11 protein-coding genes are annotated in these 16,242 nt (G+C 68.7%); 4 read left to right on the top strand and 7 right to left on the bottom strand.

Features of this window, described 5'->3' with window-relative positions:
• Nucleotides 1-79: 79 nt before the first annotated feature.
• The 6 genes from NC7_RS10140 to metH all read right to left on the bottom strand — a co-directional run bounded on the left by NC7_RS10140 (nt 80) and on the right by metH (nt 10,126).
• A complete protein-coding gene (locus NC7_RS10140; protein WP_067981226.1) occupies nt 80-1,891 on the bottom strand; it encodes a choline/carnitine O-acyltransferase in 1,812 nt (603 codons plus the stop codon).
• Between the two features lie 9 nt (nt 1,892-1,900).
• Nucleotides 1,901-2,716: a class I SAM-dependent methyltransferase gene (locus tag NC7_RS10135; RefSeq protein ID WP_067981225.1), complete on the bottom strand. Its 816-nt coding sequence runs from the start codon at nt 2,714-2,716 to the stop codon at nt 1,901-1,903.
• Between the two features lie 9 nt (nt 2,717-2,725).
• On the bottom strand, nt 2,726-3,589 hold the full coding sequence (locus NC7_RS10130) for a HalD/BesD family halogenase (RefSeq protein ID WP_067981224.1): 864 nt from the start codon (nt 3,587-3,589) through the stop codon (nt 2,726-2,728).
• Between the two features lie 157 nt (nt 3,590-3,746).
• Entirely contained in the window at nt 3,747-4,439 is a 693-nt protein-coding gene (locus tag NC7_RS10125; RefSeq protein WP_255285046.1) for an HAD family hydrolase, read from the bottom strand.
• A 76-nt stretch (nt 4,440-4,515) separates the two neighbouring features.
• Nucleotides 4,516-6,318, bottom strand: a complete 1,803-nt coding sequence (locus NC7_RS10120; RefSeq protein WP_067981223.1) for a serine/threonine-protein kinase — start codon at nt 6,316-6,318, stop codon at nt 4,516-4,518.
• A gap of 211 nt (nt 6,319-6,529) precedes the next feature.
• Nucleotides 6,530-10,126 carry a methionine synthase gene (gene metH / locus NC7_RS10115; protein WP_067981222.1) on the bottom strand — a complete coding sequence of 1,199 codons (3,597 nt, stop codon included), beginning with the start codon at nt 10,124-10,126 and terminating at the stop codon, nt 6,530-6,532.
• Between the two features lie 126 nt (nt 10,127-10,252).
• Between metH and NC7_RS10110 the strand changes: the two genes are divergently transcribed.
• Nucleotides 10,253-11,137, top strand: a complete 885-nt coding sequence (locus NC7_RS10110) for a PAC2 family protein (protein WP_067492062.1) — start codon at nt 10,253-10,255, stop codon at nt 11,135-11,137.
• Between the two features lie 67 nt (nt 11,138-11,204).
• Here NC7_RS10110 and NC7_RS10105 read toward each other — a convergent pair whose 3' ends face one another.
• Nucleotides 11,205-11,510, bottom strand: coding sequence for a hypothetical protein (locus tag NC7_RS10105; RefSeq protein ID WP_067981221.1), 306 nt, complete (start codon nt 11,508-11,510; stop codon nt 11,205-11,207).
• A 237-nt stretch (nt 11,511-11,747) separates the two neighbouring features.
• Between NC7_RS10105 and NC7_RS10100 the strand changes: the two genes are divergently transcribed.
• The 3 genes from NC7_RS10100 to NC7_RS10085 all read left to right on the top strand — a co-directional run bounded on the left by NC7_RS10100 (nt 11,748) and on the right by NC7_RS10085 (nt 16,241).
• Complete coding sequence (locus tag NC7_RS10100) at nt 11,748-12,980, top strand: NsdA family TPR-like regulatory protein (protein ID WP_236573316.1); 1,233 nt, start codon at nt 11,748-11,750, stop codon at nt 12,978-12,980.
• 74 nt (nt 12,981-13,054) lie between these two features.
• Nucleotides 13,055-14,614, top strand: a complete 1,560-nt coding sequence (locus NC7_RS10095) for a TIGR02677 family protein (protein ID WP_067981220.1) — start codon at nt 13,055-13,057, stop codon at nt 14,612-14,614.
• Between the two features lie 268 nt (nt 14,615-14,882).
• Nucleotides 14,883-16,241, top strand: a complete 1,359-nt coding sequence (locus tag NC7_RS10085; RefSeq protein ID WP_373861234.1) for a TIGR02678 family protein — start codon at nt 14,883-14,885, stop codon at nt 16,239-16,241.
• Nucleotide 16,242: the final 1 nt, after the last annotated feature.

Raw genomic sequence — 16,242 nt, 5'->3', positions numbered from 1 at the left:
AAAAACACAGCCAGCACCTCCGTGGGCGCAACACATAAAGCGCCGGGTACGCGCCCCCACAGACGCGTACCCGGCCACCTCATGCCAACAACTCCCGCAGCTCACCAACCGCAGTACGCAGCTGGTCAGCAAACGCGTACATCTGATCGGCCACCGACTTCGGCGTGGCCAGGTAGATGTTCCAGCGGTCCGGCAGCAACACGTAAGCGATGCCGATACAGCGCGGACTCGTCGACCCGAACCCGAAGTAGCGGATGTACTGCGAGGGCGCCGAGCTGGTCGAGAGGTAGTCGTCGCGCATGACGGTCCACCCGGGGCTGTCGAACAGCGCGATCCGCTCACCGTCCACCCCGAGCTCCGCACCGCGCCTGCGCTGGATCCACTCGAGTTCCCACAGATGCTGCTCAGGTGCCTGTCCCGCCTGGCATTCCTTGGCGCGGTTCACGTGCGCGGCGGCGGCGGCCCGCGCCGCGGCGAGCTTGGTCTCCTGGTCGGCCTCGGGATCGACCATCGCGTCGACGAACGCCACCATCTCCGGCGTCACCACCCGCATCGCCTCGGTGCGGCCGTTGCGGAACTGACGGGTGGCGATGGACTCGTAGGTCGCCCCGGTGATGCCCTTGCTGCGCCGGTGCGCGAGCTGATAACTCAACTGCGCGAACGCATCCGGCGAGATACCGAGCTTCTTGGCGTCGGCGGTGCCGAAGTCGTCGAACGACACCAGCGAGGTGGCGGTGTCGGCGGCGAACTTCGCGAAATCCGCACCGGCCGCGGCGATGTCGGCGCGCGCGGCCGAGTCGAGTTCGAACTCGATCGGCTCGACGGCGGGCAGCCCCTGCGCCGTGGCGCCGCTGGTGGTGGCGTGGTCGTCGGCGCCGCGTTCGAGCAGCGCGTCGACGAACGAGAGCACGGTTGTCCCGTCGAGCCCGCAGTGCTCGATATTGATGCCCGCCTGCCCGTCGGCGAAGACGATGAACGAGACCGACTTGTCGAAGTAGCGGTTACCGCTGTCGCCGTGCAGGAGCTGGTCGCTGGCGTGCAGTTCGTCGCGGGGGGCGTAGTCCTCGAGGCACACCGAGAACAGTGCGGTCTCGATGGCGTCGAACGCCGCCACGTTGGCGGGCACGGTGCGCAGGGTCGCCCGGCTGCGGGCCCATTCGGCGCGGGCCTTGGTGGTGAGGTGGCCGACGGAGGTATCGGTCGCGGCGGGCTTGGTGCCCGCCTTGATCACCGCGCGCAGGCCGTCGACGATGTCGGAGAACGCGTACGGCGCGCCGTCGGTCCCGATGACATCCAGCCGGAAGATGTTGCCCCGGTAGAAGACCGCGATGTGACGGGCGTCCGAGGGCCCGGGCCATTCGTCGCTGTAAGGCTTGCGGACGGTGTCCTGTACCTCACCGGGAATCCGGGTCTCGGAGAACAGGTACTTGTTCTGCCACATCGACAACTGCTGCCCGCGCTGGGTGACCGGCGGGATCTTCTCCGCGTCCAGGGCAAGCTTGTAGTCGACGGCGGCACCGATGAGCGCGGCGGCCCGCTCGGCCTGCCCCGCGACCGTCGACGACGCCAGCGGTGTGTCGTCGCGGAACAGGAACACGAAGTTGGCGTTGATCGCGATCCGGTCGCGACGACCGAGGTACCGCGACGGCCAGAACTGGTCGAGCCAGCTGCCGACCCCGGGGGTCGCGTCGTATTCGGCCAGCGCGGCGTGCAGGGTGCGCCCGGCTCCACCGGGGCGCAGCAGCTCGGCTACCGCGCCCTCGGTGGTGGCGTACTCCTCGGCGCCGAGCAGCGGAGCGCACCACTGCAGGAACCGCGCGCAACTGTCTTCCAGTGTCGGCAGCGGCACCCGGGGCAGGGTGTCTTCGGCGGCGAACGTGGGTTGGTTCAATCCAGATCCTCAGGTCTCGATGGGATGCGGGCGGGACAGGAACAGGTTGGCGTAGAGCCAGCCTTCGGCTTCGTGATCGGTGGTGTCGATTCCCTTGGCCGCCAACGCATCGAGTACCTGCTGACGTTCCTGCGCCGAGGCGAAGCGACGCTGCTGGAACATACCGGGCCGCTGCTCACTGCGATAGCCGAGCGCGGCGAGTTCGGCGGCGATGGGATCGAAGTCGAACATCCGCAACACGAAGTGCGCCATCCACGGTCGCTTGTGCGGATCGGCTTGCGCGACCCTGGACAGGGTTTTCTCGGTGATGTAGCCGACGCATCCGGTGGAGATCACCAGATCGGCGGAGGCGAGCACACGCCGCTGTGCCTCGGTGGGCTCGGTGGCCTCGAGGTCGGCGTGCACGTAGTCGTGCAGGAATCCGGCGGCGTGGGCGTAGGTCAGCGCCGGGCGTGCGGCGTCCATCCCGATGAAGCGTACGTCGGGCATCAGGTCGGTGCGTAACCGCTCCCGGTCGGCCGCGATGAGACCGACCCGGTCGGTGTCGACGTTGTCTCGGTAGTGCGTGGCCAGCTCGTCGACGGTGGTGTCGGTGCGCAGCAGCGCCGCATTCACGCCGTAGGAGCAGCCCAGGTCGAGCACCGTCGGGATGCGGTCCGGCCGCGCGGCCCGCAGCTGGCGCAACTGCTCGGCGAAGTGCGGCTTCGCCAGTTCCGGAATCCGGTAGTCCAGCTCGTTCATCCGGGCGAAATACGCTCGGGGGTCGGGACTTTCGTAGATGTCGTCGAAGGATGCTTTACCGGTGGTGTGCAACGGAACGGACATGGGTTCCTCTCAGTCGAGCAGTCGGTCACCTCGGACGGCGGCGGCCGCGGCGGCCACGTGATCGGGTAGCACACGGCCGAACAGCTGCCTGGTGCGTTCGACAGTGCCGATCACCCCAGGCCGGTCCGTGTAGGCGAAGATCGCCGAATGTCGTTGTCCGGCACCGGTCACCTCGGTGACCCGGTGCAGGGAGAAGCGGCCCTTGAACAGTTGCAGGTCGCCGGGGCGCAGCTCGAGCGCCCGGATGAGGCGCTGCCCCTCGCCGGTGAGCACGGCCCGCACGTCGTCGAGATTCTCGGCGTGCGGGTCACGGATGTTGGGGCAGTACTCGAAGACTCCGCCGGACTCGGGGCGGCGGGTGAGCATGCTGACGGTGAATTCGTTGGTGTCGAAATGCCAGGGGTGCGACATGCCCGGCTCCACGACGTTCAGGCACAGTCCGGCCAGCGGGTCGGCGAATTCGTGCAGTTCGTCGAGCTCGAAGCAGTCGGCGACGAAGCGCTGGAACACCGGATCGGTGTAGAGGCGCTGGATCAGCGCGTCGGCGGGGATGTGGTCGCGGGCGACGAAGGCGTTGCCTCGGTCGAGCACGATGCGGGCCGGGTGATCGGTGGGCAGGTCGGCGTCGAGCGGGATGTTGTAGGCGTTGACCCGCTCCACCTTGTAGTGGGCGTGCGGGGCGATGGCCTCGCCCTCGGCGCGCAGGGTCTCGAGCAGCTGCGGGCGGATGAATTCCCGCAGCACGGTACAGCCGTCCTCGGCGAGTTCGGCACGGGCCGCGTCGATCGCGGCCTGTCTGCCCGGATCACCCGGATCGGTGAGTGGATACCGTGCGATGTCGACGATTTCGTCAAGCCCCCGCGTGCCTGTCATGGAAACAGTTTGCGCGAAAATTCTGTGACACGCCCGGGATTCGGTCGAATCGACCAATCCCGAACAGATCACAGTGAGACGAATTCAACTGTGCCACAACAGTTTTCGACGAAACCAGCTCGGTGACGGAATTATCACGGTAGGCTATTACGCCCTATCACGCTGTGGCGGCGGCCCGTCCGTCGCGCACGGTGAAGGCGGCGCGCAGATCGGCCATCGACAAACCGGTCAATGATTCTCGGAATACCCGCCCGGCGACCTCGGGAACCTCGATTTCGCAGGGAATCACGATCACCGCGCATCCGGCGCCCTGCGCGGCCAGCGCGCCGGTCGGCGAGTCCTCCAGCGCCACACAGTCGGCCGGGTCGACACCGAGCAGCTCGGCGGCCCGCAGGTAGATGTCGGGGGCGGGTTTACCGTGGGCCACCTCGTCACCACAGACCGACAGGTCGAAGAAGTGCCTGCCGAGGGTGTCGAGGCCGTGTTCGGTGAGCGAGCGTTTGGTGTTGGTCACCAGCGCGCAGCGCAGGCCCTCGGCGCGCACCATGGTCAACGCGTCGAGTGCGCCGGGCCGCCACGGGATCGGGCCGAGCATCAGTTCGCTCACGCGTCGTTCGAGGAACTCTCCCGCCGCCGCGATCACCTGCGGGGTGGCCGTCACCCCGATACCGTCGAACAGCATGCGCAGCGCGTTGGGTCCGGAGGCGCCGATGAGGGCGTGGCGCAACTCGTCGGTCATCTCGTGACCGTGTTCGCGGGCAAGTTCGCGCACCGCGATGTCCCACAGCTTCTCCGAATCGAGCAGCGTGCCGTCCATGTCCCACAGCACCGCGGCCGGTCGCGCGCTCACGTTGTCACTCGCCTCGTTCTCGTCGTCTCGCGGGCACCAGCACTCGCGGAGCCTGGTCAAGCCTAACGGGTTCGGTTCATACCCCTGATCCGGCGATCTGGAGGTTGCCCGCGTCGCCGGTGACCGTGATCCACCGGTTCTCCGAGCTCACCGACCCGTTGGTGAGGTGATAGGTGAGCGAGACGACCGCGCGATCGGGCCCGCTGGGGGTGATCGATCCGACGGTCACCGAGCGCACGGTCGACCAGAACGACGAGTACTGGCCGAAGCCGCCGGTCTGGGCCTGGTAGCCAGGGGCCAGGCGCGACCAGGCGCCGCTGGTGTTGCCGGGCAGCATCCCGTAGTAGCTCGCGATGAACTGGTTGATGCGTTCGGGCGTCGGCGGTCCGAACGGTGTCGTGCTGATGGTGGTCGTGGTGGGGCGCGGGGTGGATGTCGCGCTGCTCGTGGCCGGGGCGGAGGTCGGTGCGGTGGTTGCCCCGGACAGCGGCGGCGCCGAGACGGTGATCGTCTCCTGTTCGGGAACGATCACCACGGTGCTCACCTTGCCGTCGACCATGGTGGTCACGGTGACCGGCGACGGCGGGTCCTGCGCCTGCTGCCCGGGGTCGCCGCCACGGTCGCGGGTCACGACCAGCACCACGAGCATCACCGTGAACGCGGCCACGGCGGCGGCCAGCAGGAGCACGGCACGATTGGTGGACGAATCGGTGCGGGCGGGGACGAGCGGGGCGGCGGGCGGACGCGATGAGAGCCGACCGGGCGCATCCGCGTCCCGGACACCGCCGAGGAATTCGGTCGGTGCGGCGTCGGAACCGCCGGTCGTGGTTGCCGTGTCGGGCAGACGCGGTTCGGCCGGACGCGGCGGTCCGGTGAGGTCGGGCTCGGCGGCGCCGGACGAACCGCCGGTGATCGCCGAACGGGCCGCCTTCGCGAACGCCAGTCCGCTGCCGAGCAGCCCGGCGGCCTTCACTCTCCCGCCCTGGGTCGGTGGTTCGGGTGTCGAGGTCGTCCCGCCGAGGTCGAGCACCTTGGTCGCGGTCGCGGGCAGCGCCGGAACCCGTCCCGCCGCGACATCTTCCAGCGCACGCCTGGCCTGTGCCATGGTCGGGCGCTCGGTGTCGTCGGCGGTGAGCAGCCACATCAGCACCGGCCCGAGCGGCCCCGCCTTCGTCGGCTCGGGCACCACTCCGCGCGCGACGGCGTGCAGGACCGCGAGGGGATTGTCGCCCTCGCCGAACGGCGGTGCGCCTTCCACCGCGGCGTAGAGCGTTGAACCGAGAGCGAACACGTCGGCGGCCGGTTTCGGGTTGTCACCGCGGGCGATCTCGGGCGCCAGATAGGCGGGGGTGCCCGCGAGGAAACCCGTCGCGGTGACGGTGACGTCGCCGGTGGCGTGCGAGATGCCGAAGTCGGTGAGTTTGACGGTGCCGTCGTCACCGACGAGCAGGTTGGCCGGTTTTACGTCGCGGTGCATGATCCCGGCGTCGTGCGCCGCCGACAACGCCGCCGCGGCCTGCGCACCGATCCCGGCCACCTCGAGCGGCGACAACGTGGTCCCGCCGGAGATCTTCACCGCGAGACTCGGCGCGTTCATGTATTCCATGACCAGCCAGGGCTGGCCGTCCTCTTCGGCGACATCGAAGACGGTGATGGCGTTGGGATGGTGCAGGCGGGCGGCGATGCGCCCCTCACGCATGGCCCGCAATTTCGCTTCCAGCGCTTGGGTTCCGGTGAGACCCGGGGCGAGCAGCACCTGCTTGACCGCGACGGTGCGCCGCAACCGGACGTCGGTGGCGCGCCACACCACGCCCATCGCACCCGTGCCGATCGGGTCGGTGAGTCGGTAGCGTCCCGCGATCAACCGATCCGATGTCATAACGTGTGCCCCTCCTGCTTACCGCCGAGTCGTCCAGCCCTCCGCGCCACAGCGGGATGAAACTTCCGAAAATCCTACGTGCCCGCGTGCTTCGATTCCGTTGCCGAGCGACGACCACCATGGTCACCCCGCCGGGTTCGTGAGCAGATTCACACGGCACGGTGTGAATCGGGCCGATCCGAGATGGACCGGCCCGTTCACCGTAGCGCCGTCAGGCGTTGAAGTACTTCGCCTCGGGGTGCAGCAGGACGAAGGCGTCGGTGGACTGCTCCGGATGCAGCTGCAGTTCCTCCGACAGCGTCACCCCCACGCGCCCGGCCTCGAGCAGGTCGACCAGTTTGGCGCGATCCTCGAGTTCGGGGCAGGCACCGTAACCGAAGGAGTACCGCGCGCCCCGGTAGCCGAGTTTGAAGTATTCCTGCACGTCGTCGGGGTCGCTGTCGGCGACCGACCGCCCGTCGATGCTCAGTTCCTCGCGCACCCGGCGGTGCCAGTACTCGGCCAGCGCCTCGGTGAGCTGCACGCCGATACCGTGCACCTCGAGGTAGTCGCGGTAGTTGTCGCCCGCGAACAGGGCGTTGGCGAAATCGGCGATCGGCTGACCCATGGTGACCAGCTGGAAGGGCAGCACGTCGACCTGACCGGTCTCGCGTGCCTTGTCCCGCGAGCGGATGAAGTCGGCGATGCACAGGAACCGGTCACGCTGCTGACGCGGGAAGGTGAACCGGTATCGTTCGGGCGCATCGGGTTCCGGCTCGGTCAGCACGATGACCTCGTCGCCCTCCGACACCGCCGGGAAGTACCCGTATACCACGGCGGCGTGCTGCAACACGCCCTCGGTGGCGAGCCGGTCGAGCCAGTACCGCAGCCGGGGACGGCCCTCGGTCTCGACCAGTTCCTCATAGCTCGGCCCGTCACCAGCGCGCTGCCCGCGCAGACCCCACTGCCCGAGGAACAGCGCCCGCTCGTCGAGCAGACCCGAATACTCCGCCAGCGGAAGGCCTTTCACCACACGCGTGCCCCAGAACGGCGGGGTCGGCACCGGCAGGTCGGCGGCCACGTCGGAACGTTCGGGCACCACGACGGGCGCCTCGGCGGCCTTGCGCTCGGCGGCGATCCGCTTGGATCGTTCGTGGCGGGCCTTGCGCTCGGCGGCCTTCTTCTTCGCCTCGATCGCCTCGGGGCTGTCGGGGTCGAGGCCACCGCCGCGCTTGACGGTCATGATCTCGTCCATCAACCGCAGACCCTCGAAAGCGTCACGCGCGTAGTGCACTTCACCGTCGTAGACCTCGGTGAGGTCGTTCTCGACGTAGGAGCGGGTGAGCGCGGCGCCGCCGAGGAGCACCGGGAACTGCTCGGCCACGCCCTTGGCGTTGAGCTCGGCCAGGTTCTCCTTCATCACCACGGTGGACTTCACCAGCAGGCCGGACATGCCGATCACGTCGGCCTTCTTGTCCTGGGCGGCGTCGAGGATGGTGGCGATGGGCTGCTTGATGCCAAGGTTCACCACCTCGTAGCCGTTGTTGGACAGGATGATGTCGACCAGGTTCTTGCCGATGTCGTGCACATCGCCCTTCACCGTGGCGAGCACGATGCGGCCCTTGCCCGAGTCGTCGGTGGCCTCCATGTGCGGTTCCAGGTGCGCCACAGCGGTTTTCATCACCTCGGCCGACTGCAGCACGAACGGCAGCTGCATCTGGCCCGACCCGAACAGCTCGCCGACGGTCTTCATGCCCGACAGCAGCGTCTCGTTGATGATCTGCAACGGCGGCACCGACTGCATCGCCTCGTCCAGATCCTCGCCAAGACCGTTGCGTTCACCGTCGACGATGCGGCGTTCCAGTCGCTCGAACAGCGGCAGCGCGGCCAGCTCCTCGGCACGCGAGGCCTTCGAGGATGCGGTCGACACGCCCTCGAACATGGCCATGAGCTTCTGCAGCGGGTCGTAGTCCTCGCCGCGGCGGTCGTAGATCAGGTCCAGGGCGGTCTCGCGCTGCTCGTCGGGGATCCGGCTCATCGGCAAGATCTTCGAGGCGTGCACGATGGCCGAGTCGAGTCCGGCTTCCACACACTCGTGCATGAACACCGAGTTCAGCACCTGCCGGGCGGCCGGGTTCAGGCCGAAGGAGATGTTGGACAGGCCGAGGGTGGTCTGCACCTGCGGATGGCGGCGCTTGAGTTCGCGGATCGCGTTGATGGTCTCGAGACCGTCCTTGCGCGATTCCTCCTGGCCGGTGCCGAGGGTGAAGGTCAGCGTGTCGATGATGATGTCGGACTCGGCCAGCCCCCAGTTGTCGGTGATGTCGGCGATCAACCGCTCCGCGATGGCGACCTTGTGGTCGGCGGTGCGGGCCTGGCCGTCCTCGTCGATGGTCAGCGCGACCACGGCGGCACCGTGTTCGGCGACCAGCGCCATGATCTGCTGGAACCGCGAATCGGGACCCGCGCCGTCCTCGTAGTTCACCGAGTTCACCGCGCACCGGCCGCCCAGGTGCTCGAGCCCGGCCTGCAGAACCGCGACCTCGGTGGAGTCGAGCATGATCGGCAGAGTGGAGGAGGTGGCCAGGCGCGAGGCCAGCTCGTTCATGTCGGCGGCGCCGTCACGGCCGACGTAGTCGACGCACAGGTCGAGCATGTGCGCGCCGTCGCGGGTCTGGTCCTTGGCGATCTCGAGGCAGCGCTGCCAGTCGGCGGCCAGCATCGCCTCACGGAAAGCCTTGGAGCCGTTGGCATTCGTGCGCTCGCCGATCATCAGGATCGACGCGTCCTGCTCGAACGGCACGGCGGTGTACATGCTCGACACTGCGGGCTCGTGCTCGGGGTGACGGCGGTCATCGATCGGCGGCAGCGTCTTCTCGACCTCGCGCACCGCCTCGGCGACCTGGCGGATGTGCTCGGGCGTGGTGCCACAGCAGCCACCGACCAGCGACAGCCCGAATTCGGAGACGAAACCGCTCATCGCGGCGGCCAGCTCCTCGGCCGTGAGCGGGTACTCCGCGCCCTTCGCACCGAGCACCGGCAGACCGGCGTTCGGCATCACCGACACCGGGATGGTGGCGTGGCGCGACAGGTGCCGCAGGTGCTCGCTCATCTCGTCGGGCCCGGTGGCGCAGTTCAGGCCGATCATGTCGATGCCGAGCGGTTCCAGCGCGGTGAGCGCCGCACCGATCTCACTACCGACGAGCATGGTGCCGGTGGTTTCCACCGTCACGTGCGTGATGATCGGGATCCGGCGACCGGCGGCGAGCATGGCCCGGCGGCTGCCGGTGATCGCGGCCTTCACCTGCAGGAGGTCCTGACAGGTTTCGATGAGGATGGCGTCGGCGCCGCCGTCGAGCATGCCGAGCGCGGCCTCGGTGTAGGCGTCGCGCAGCGCGGCGAACGGGGCGTGGCCCAGCGTCGGCAGCTTGGTGCCCGGGCCCATGGATCCGAGGACGTAGCGCGGGGTGCCGTCGGCGGAGGGGCCCATCTCGTCGGCCACCTCGCGGGCGATGCGGGTACCGCGCTCGGACAGGTCGCGGATCCGGTCGGCGATGTCGTAGTCGGCGAGGTTGGGCAGGTTGCACCCGAAGGTGTTGGTCTCCACCGCGTCCGCGCCCGCCGCGAAGTACGCGCGGTGGATGTCGGCGAGGACATCGGGGCGGGTGTCGTTGAGGATCTCGTTGCATCCCTCGAGGCCGCGGAAGTCGTCGAGCGTGAGGTCCGCGGCCTGCAACATCGTGCCCATCGCACCGTCGCCGATGACGACACGGCGTCGCAGCGTGTCGAGGAGCGTGGTATCGAAAGTGGTGGGCAAGGACGCAGGCATGGTTCAAGACTAGTGGGCGCCTCGGACACGCGAGACCACTGTCGGTGATCCAGTGGTCCGGGCCACACAACACGCAACCCTGCCGGTCGCCACAAAACAATTGGCCCAAGACACTAGGCTGACCGGGTGGATGCCAGTGAGACCCCCGAGACGGAACTGCCGACGTTGCGCAATCCCGTGCTGGTCGCGGCCTTCGAGGGCTGGAACGATGCCGGTGACGCCGCGAGCGGCGCGGTCGAACACCTGGAGTTGCTCTGGGACTCCGAGCCGCTGGCCGAACTCGACTCCGAGGACTATTACGACTACCAGGTGAACCGGCCGACCGTGCGCCAGGTCGACGGGGTGACCAGGGAGATCCAGTGGCCCTCGACCATGTTGTCGGTGTGCTCGCCGCCCGGCAGCGACCGTGACGTGGTGCTGCTGCGCGGGATCGAACCCAACATGCGCTGGCGCAGCTTCTGCAACGACCTGCTCGAGTTCATCGAACAGCTGGGTGTGGAGACGGTGGTGATCCTCGGCGCGTTGCTGGCCGACACACCGCATACCCGGCCGGTGCCGGTCACCGGTTCGGCCTACAGCCCGGAGGCGGCCGAGCGTTTCAACCTGGAACAGACCCGTTACGAGGGTCCGACCGGGATCACCGGCGTGCTGCAGGACCAGTGCGTCAAGGCAGGCGTGCCCGCCGTGTCGTTCTGGGCCGCGGTGCCGCACTACGTGTCGCAACCGCCGAATCCGAAGGCGACGATCGCGCTGCTGCACCGGGTGGAGGAAGTCCTCGACATCGAGGTGCCGCTCGGCGAACTGCCCGCGCAAGCCGAGGAGTGGGAGGCCGCGGTGAACGAGATGACCGTCGGCGACGAGGAGATCAGCGAATACGTGCGCTCGCTCGAGGAACGGGGTGACGCGGCACTCGATCTCAACGAGACGATGTCGAAGATCGACGGTGACGCCATCGCCGCGGAGTTCGAGAAGTACCTGCGCAGGCGCGGGCCGGGGAGCTTCGGGCTGTAGGCCCGACGCACCGGCCCGCTCGGGGCGCCGCCGTCAGGATGGTGGTTCGGCGTCGGAGGCCGCCATGTCAGCGCTCCAGGGTGAGGACTTGGGCGGCGGCCTCGTGCGCCAGTTTCGCGATCAGCATGTCGCGCGGGATCGTCTGCCCGGCAAGGTGATCGAGCGAGGGCACCACCACGTGGTGTGCGTCTGCCCGCTTCAATTCCTTGGTGAGCTCGGCGAAGGCCGCGCCGTCACCCGCGGTCGATTCGTGGAACGTCGCGGCGAAACACATTCCCGCCGTAGCCGCGAGGCTGCGTAGCGCATCCTCCAATTGATCGCCCTGGCCCTCGGCCAGATCGTCACGCAAGTATCCATAGATCAACGCTTCCACCCGAACCTCCGTTGGATTGGGATCGCTGTTCTGTTGTCGGATCCCCCCGCGCGACGCCAGCCGCCGCGCGGGGGTACTGCGTTGCCTCGCAAGCTCTCCTGCGGGGCGGGTGATCGGTCCGGCCGAGCACCTACTTACAGCATGCGCATTCGTCCTCCGTTGTAGCAGATGTCAAACCGATGACATCTACATGCCCTATCCGGGACGCCGAACGTTAACTGGTGGAATACTACGGCCGTGACCGCAACTGATGATCGACCCGTCTGGGCTGTCCGGATGCGCTCGGAACGTGACGCGAGGGGATGGTCGCAAGCCGACGCCGTCCGCGCGATGCGTGCCAAGTCCTCACACAACCTGCCGACGGACAGTACTCTGCTGCGCAATTGGCGCCGCTGGGAGTCCGGTGAATCACGACCCGACGAGTTCTACGCGCCGATCATCGCGGCCGCGTTCGACACCGTCCCCGCCGCGTTCTTCCCCAAGTCCCGCCCCAACCGCGATGACGAGCTGTTATCCGCGACCGGTATGGACACACTCGAATTCATCGGCAGGCTACGCATGTCCGATGTCAACAGCGCCACCCTCGACGCGGTGCGGATCACCGCCGAACGGTTGTGCTGCGAGTACGCCTACGCCGACCCGCACGAGCTGCACGCCGAGGGAACCGCGTGGCTGCGCCGGATCACCTCGCTGCTCGACGGCCGACTCACGCTGAGCCAGCATCGGGAAATCCTCGTACTGGCTGGCTGGGTGGCGTTGCTGGTGGGTTGCGTCGACTACGACCTCGGTCATCGGGCGGGCGCCGAAGCCACACGGCGCGCGGCGGATTCGCTCGGTCGCGAGGCGGGCAACCCCGAGATCGTCGGTTGGGCGGCGGAGATGTCGGCGTGGTTCGCGTTGACCCAGGGCAACTTTCGCGGTGCCATCGATGTCTCCGAGAAGGCGATGGCGGGGACCACGTCGATGGGTGTCGGCGTGCAGTTGGCCGCCCAACGGGCCAAGGGGTGGGCGCGGCTCGGTGATCGCCGGGCGGTGCAGACCGCGCTCGACGAAGGCCGGGCGATCCTGGCGCGGATGGGTCATCCGGCCGATCTGGACAACCACTTCGTCGTCGACGCGACGAAGTTCGACTTCTACGCCATGGACTGCTGCCGGGTGGCGGGCCAGGACCGGCTCGCCGAGCGCTACGCCCAGCAGGTGATCAAGGATTCGACCCGGCCCGACGGCAGCGTGCGCAATCCCATGCGGGTGTCGGAGGCCCGGCTCACCCTCGCCGTCGTCGCGGTGCGCGACCGCGATCTCGAGCGAGCCGTCGAGGAGGGCGTCGCGGCGTTCACCTCGGGGCGCAAGTCGCTGCCGTCGCTGGCGTGGATCGCGGGTGAGGCGGCGCGGGAGATCATCGAGCGTTTCCCCGGTGATCCGCGCACCCAGTCGTTCCTCGAGCAGTTGCGCTCGCTCAACGTCGGGTGAGCGCGGCGGCGATGCCACGCCGATCCGGGACGGGTCGGGCGGAGCACGGGTCGGTCACCACTAATCTGTCTACGGTGACCGACCCCCGCGCCGACGGCCTGCCCAGCGCCGTCCCTGCCCTCTGGGACGAGCGGCTGCGGTTGTTCTCGTTCGCCACCGCCGAGAAACGCGCCGACTACCTGCGAGTTCTGCGCGCCTTCGACAGCGCGCGGGCGGCGTACGTGGTGTTGCTGCACGCCGATGACGTCGCCGAGTGGATCGCCAAGGCCGAGGCGGGCGCGCGGGGGCCCGCCGCGGCGGGGGTGCCGCTGTCGGCCGCCGAGATCGGTCCGCTACTCGAGCAGTTGCACCGGTGGGGTGTGCTCGAGCGCAGCTACGACGGCACCCGGGCTGCCACATTGGCCGAGTACCGCAACCGGCACTACGTGTACCAGTTCGCGCAGGCCGGGTTCCAGGCGTATCAGGCGGTGGCCGGGGTGCTCGCGGCCCGGATGGAGGACGCGTCGCTGTCGCGGCTGGTGCTGCCCGAGTTGCTCGCGGACCTGTGCACCCTGGCGACCGCCAACCGCGAGGGCGACGCCGAACGGGTCTACACCACCCTGCGACGGCTCGACGCCGCGCTCACCGACATGGCCGCGCGGGCCGCGCACTTCTATCTGTCGCTGGGCGATCTGGTGCGCACGACCGAGATTACGCCCGAGTCGTTTCTGGCGCACAAGGACGCGTTGCTCGCGCACATGCGGGAGTTCAGTTTGGATCTTGCCCGGTTCGCGCCACGCCTGGCCGCCGCGATCGGGGAGGTCGAGGCCACCGGGGTCGAGGAATTGATCGGCCGGGCAGCGGGATGTGACGAGCGGGTGCTGCTGAGTTCCGCCGAGCGGGAAGCGGATTGGCGTTCTCGTTGGGACGGGTTGCGCACCTGGTTCGTCGCGGGCACCGAGCCAGGTGAGTCGTGTGAGGCCGACCGGCTGCGGGAGGCGACGATGAGCGCCATCGCGGCCGTGCTGTCGCTGTTGCGCCGGGTGACCGAGACCCGCAGGGGCGGGATCAGCCGGGAATCGGCCCTGCGTCACCTCGCGGCCTGGTTCGTCGCCACCCCCACTTCGGGCAGTGCGCATGCCCTGTACGACGCGGTGTTCGGCCTCGGCAAACCACGGCACCTGTCACTGGAACACCCCGACGCCGACCTGGTGCCGGTCCATCGATCCTGGTGGGACGCACCACCTTTGGAGATCTCCCGCACCCTCGCCGAGACCGGCCGAGCCCCCGCCGCGGGCGCACCCGCCCGGATCTCCCGCAACGACGCCGGAGTACGCCGCCTGCGCGAGGCGCAACTGGCCGCCCAACGCGAACGCGCGGCGGCCGCCGCGTCCCTGGCCACCGGCAACGTGCACGAACGGGTACTCGACCAGCGCGAGACCGAGGTGCTGTTACGCCTGCTCGACGCGGCCTCCACGGCCTGGGTCCCGGTGAGCGGACGGGTCGAGGGCACAACGGGTTCCGACAACGGCGTCACCCTGACGGTTCGCCCGTGCGACGGGTCGACGGTCATCCGCACGGCGGCCGGGCTGCTGCACCTGAACAACCGCCGCCTCGAAGTACAGGCAGGCGCACGCCGAGGAGCCAAGCGATGACGCCTGCGATGGGCCGTCGGCACGGATCGCCCCGCGCGGAACGCGGCGACCAGAAAGACCGGGCGCAGGGGCAATTGACACCGCACGACCACCGTTGGGCGCAGCCGGTGCGGGCGGATGCCGCGACGAGGAACGCCGAGTGGACCACGCTTCTCATCCGGGCGCGCGCGCACGACGGATATCGCTCGATCATCAACGCTCCCATGCCCGATCGACGGTCGATGTCGGGGTGCGCGCGCGGCGGCACGGTACGGCGGGGGGTGGCCCGGTGAAGCGGCCGCGGATCGATGCGCTCGCGCTCGACAGTTACCAACGTGCGGTACGGGTGATGCTGGCGAATCACCTTGTCACGCGGGTCTATCCGGACCGAATCGCGTTGCCGCTGATCCGGCGGTGGGCGACCGAGCTGCGCGAGGACATGGCCGAGTTGTTCGGGTATCGGGTGGAGATCACCGAGACGACAGCGCGCCTCTATCCGGTGCACGATCGGCTCGAGGATGCCCGGCCCGCGCGCAGTGTCAACGATCGGGTGTTCGACCGGCGACGCTATGCCTACCTTTCGTTGGCACTCGCCGCGCTGGGCCGAGCCGGGGATCAGATCACCCTGTCGGAGTTGGCCGAGCACGTCGCCGACTACGCGAGCCGCATCGATGGGCTCGACCTGTCCACCGAGCGGGCCGCCGACCGTGACGCCTTCGTCGACGCCGTCGGTTGGTTGGGGGCGCGCGGTGCGCTGACCCTGGCCGACGGTGACGCGGGCGGCTGGGCCAGCGATCCCGATGCGGGCGAGGCGCTCTACGACATCGACCGCCCAGTGGTGTTCGCACTGTTCCGGCCGCCGCGTGCGTTGCAGCACCTGCACAGCGTGCGTGGTCTGCTGGCCGAGAACGCCGAACCCGCCGACCTGGCGCGACGGGTCCGGCGCGCGTTGGTGGAGCGCCCCGTCGTGTATCTCGCGGATCTGACGCCAGAAGAACGGGCATTGCTCAGCCAGGAACGCCTGATCGGTGAGGTCGAGTACTGCACCGGGTTGCGGGCCGAACGGCGCGCCGAAGGTGTCGCGCTCATCGACACCTCGGGTCGGTTGTCGGACACCCGGTTCCCCGGGACGGGCACCCTGGCGCAGGTGGGGCTGCTGCTGATCGGTGAGATCGCCGACGCGGTCCTCGATCTGGACAATCCGCTGCCGCACCGGTCGCCGCCCGACCTCGATCCGGGTGACGAACTGCTCGAGCAGCTCGACTCCGCGATTCCCGAGGCCGGGCTCTTCGTTCCCCTGGTGGACGAAACACCCGAGTCCGCAACGGATCCCGACGACGATGTGGTCGAGGAACCCGACGCCTATCCGTTCCTGGAGGAGGCGTGGGTGCGGGCGACCGTCACCGCCCTCACCGCTCGATACGGTGCCACCTTCGCCGCCCAGTGGCAGGCCGATGTCGCCGGTCTCACCGCCGAGGTGCTGGCCCTGCTGACCAAGCTGCGGCTGATCCGGCCCGTCGCGGACGGGCTGCTGGTGCTGCCCGCGCTGGCCCGGTATCGGGGTGCGGTCGTCACGGTACGGGTGCGCAAGACCGAGGAATTGTTCGTCACCGCCGCGGATGTCGGCACCGGAGTGGGAGGGAGCTGAG

Source organism: Nocardia caishijiensis NBRC 108228 (assembly GCF_001612825.1).
Taxonomy (GTDB): domain Bacteria; phylum Actinomycetota; class Actinomycetes; order Mycobacteriales; family Mycobacteriaceae; genus Nocardia; species Nocardia caishijiensis.
Note: the sequence above shows the minus strand (reverse complement) of the source record. Positions and strands in the feature narration are given on the sequence as shown.

Bases quoted from the DNA above. Each gene is read 5' to 3' on its own strand.
- NC7_RS10135 (WP_067981225.1), bottom strand. From the start codon at position 2,716: ATGTCCGTTCCGTTGCACACCACCGGTAAAGCATCCTTCGACGACATC.
- NC7_RS10130 (WP_067981224.1), bottom strand. From the start codon at position 3,589: ATGACAGGCACGCGGGGGCTTGACGAAATCGTCGACATCGCACGGTAT.
- NC7_RS10120 (WP_067981223.1), bottom strand. From the start codon at position 6,318: ATGACATCGGATCGGTTGATCGCGGGACGCTACCGACTCACCGACCCG.
- metH (WP_067981222.1), bottom strand. From the start codon at position 10,126: ATGCCTGCGTCCTTGCCCACCACTTTCGATACCACGCTCCTCGACACG.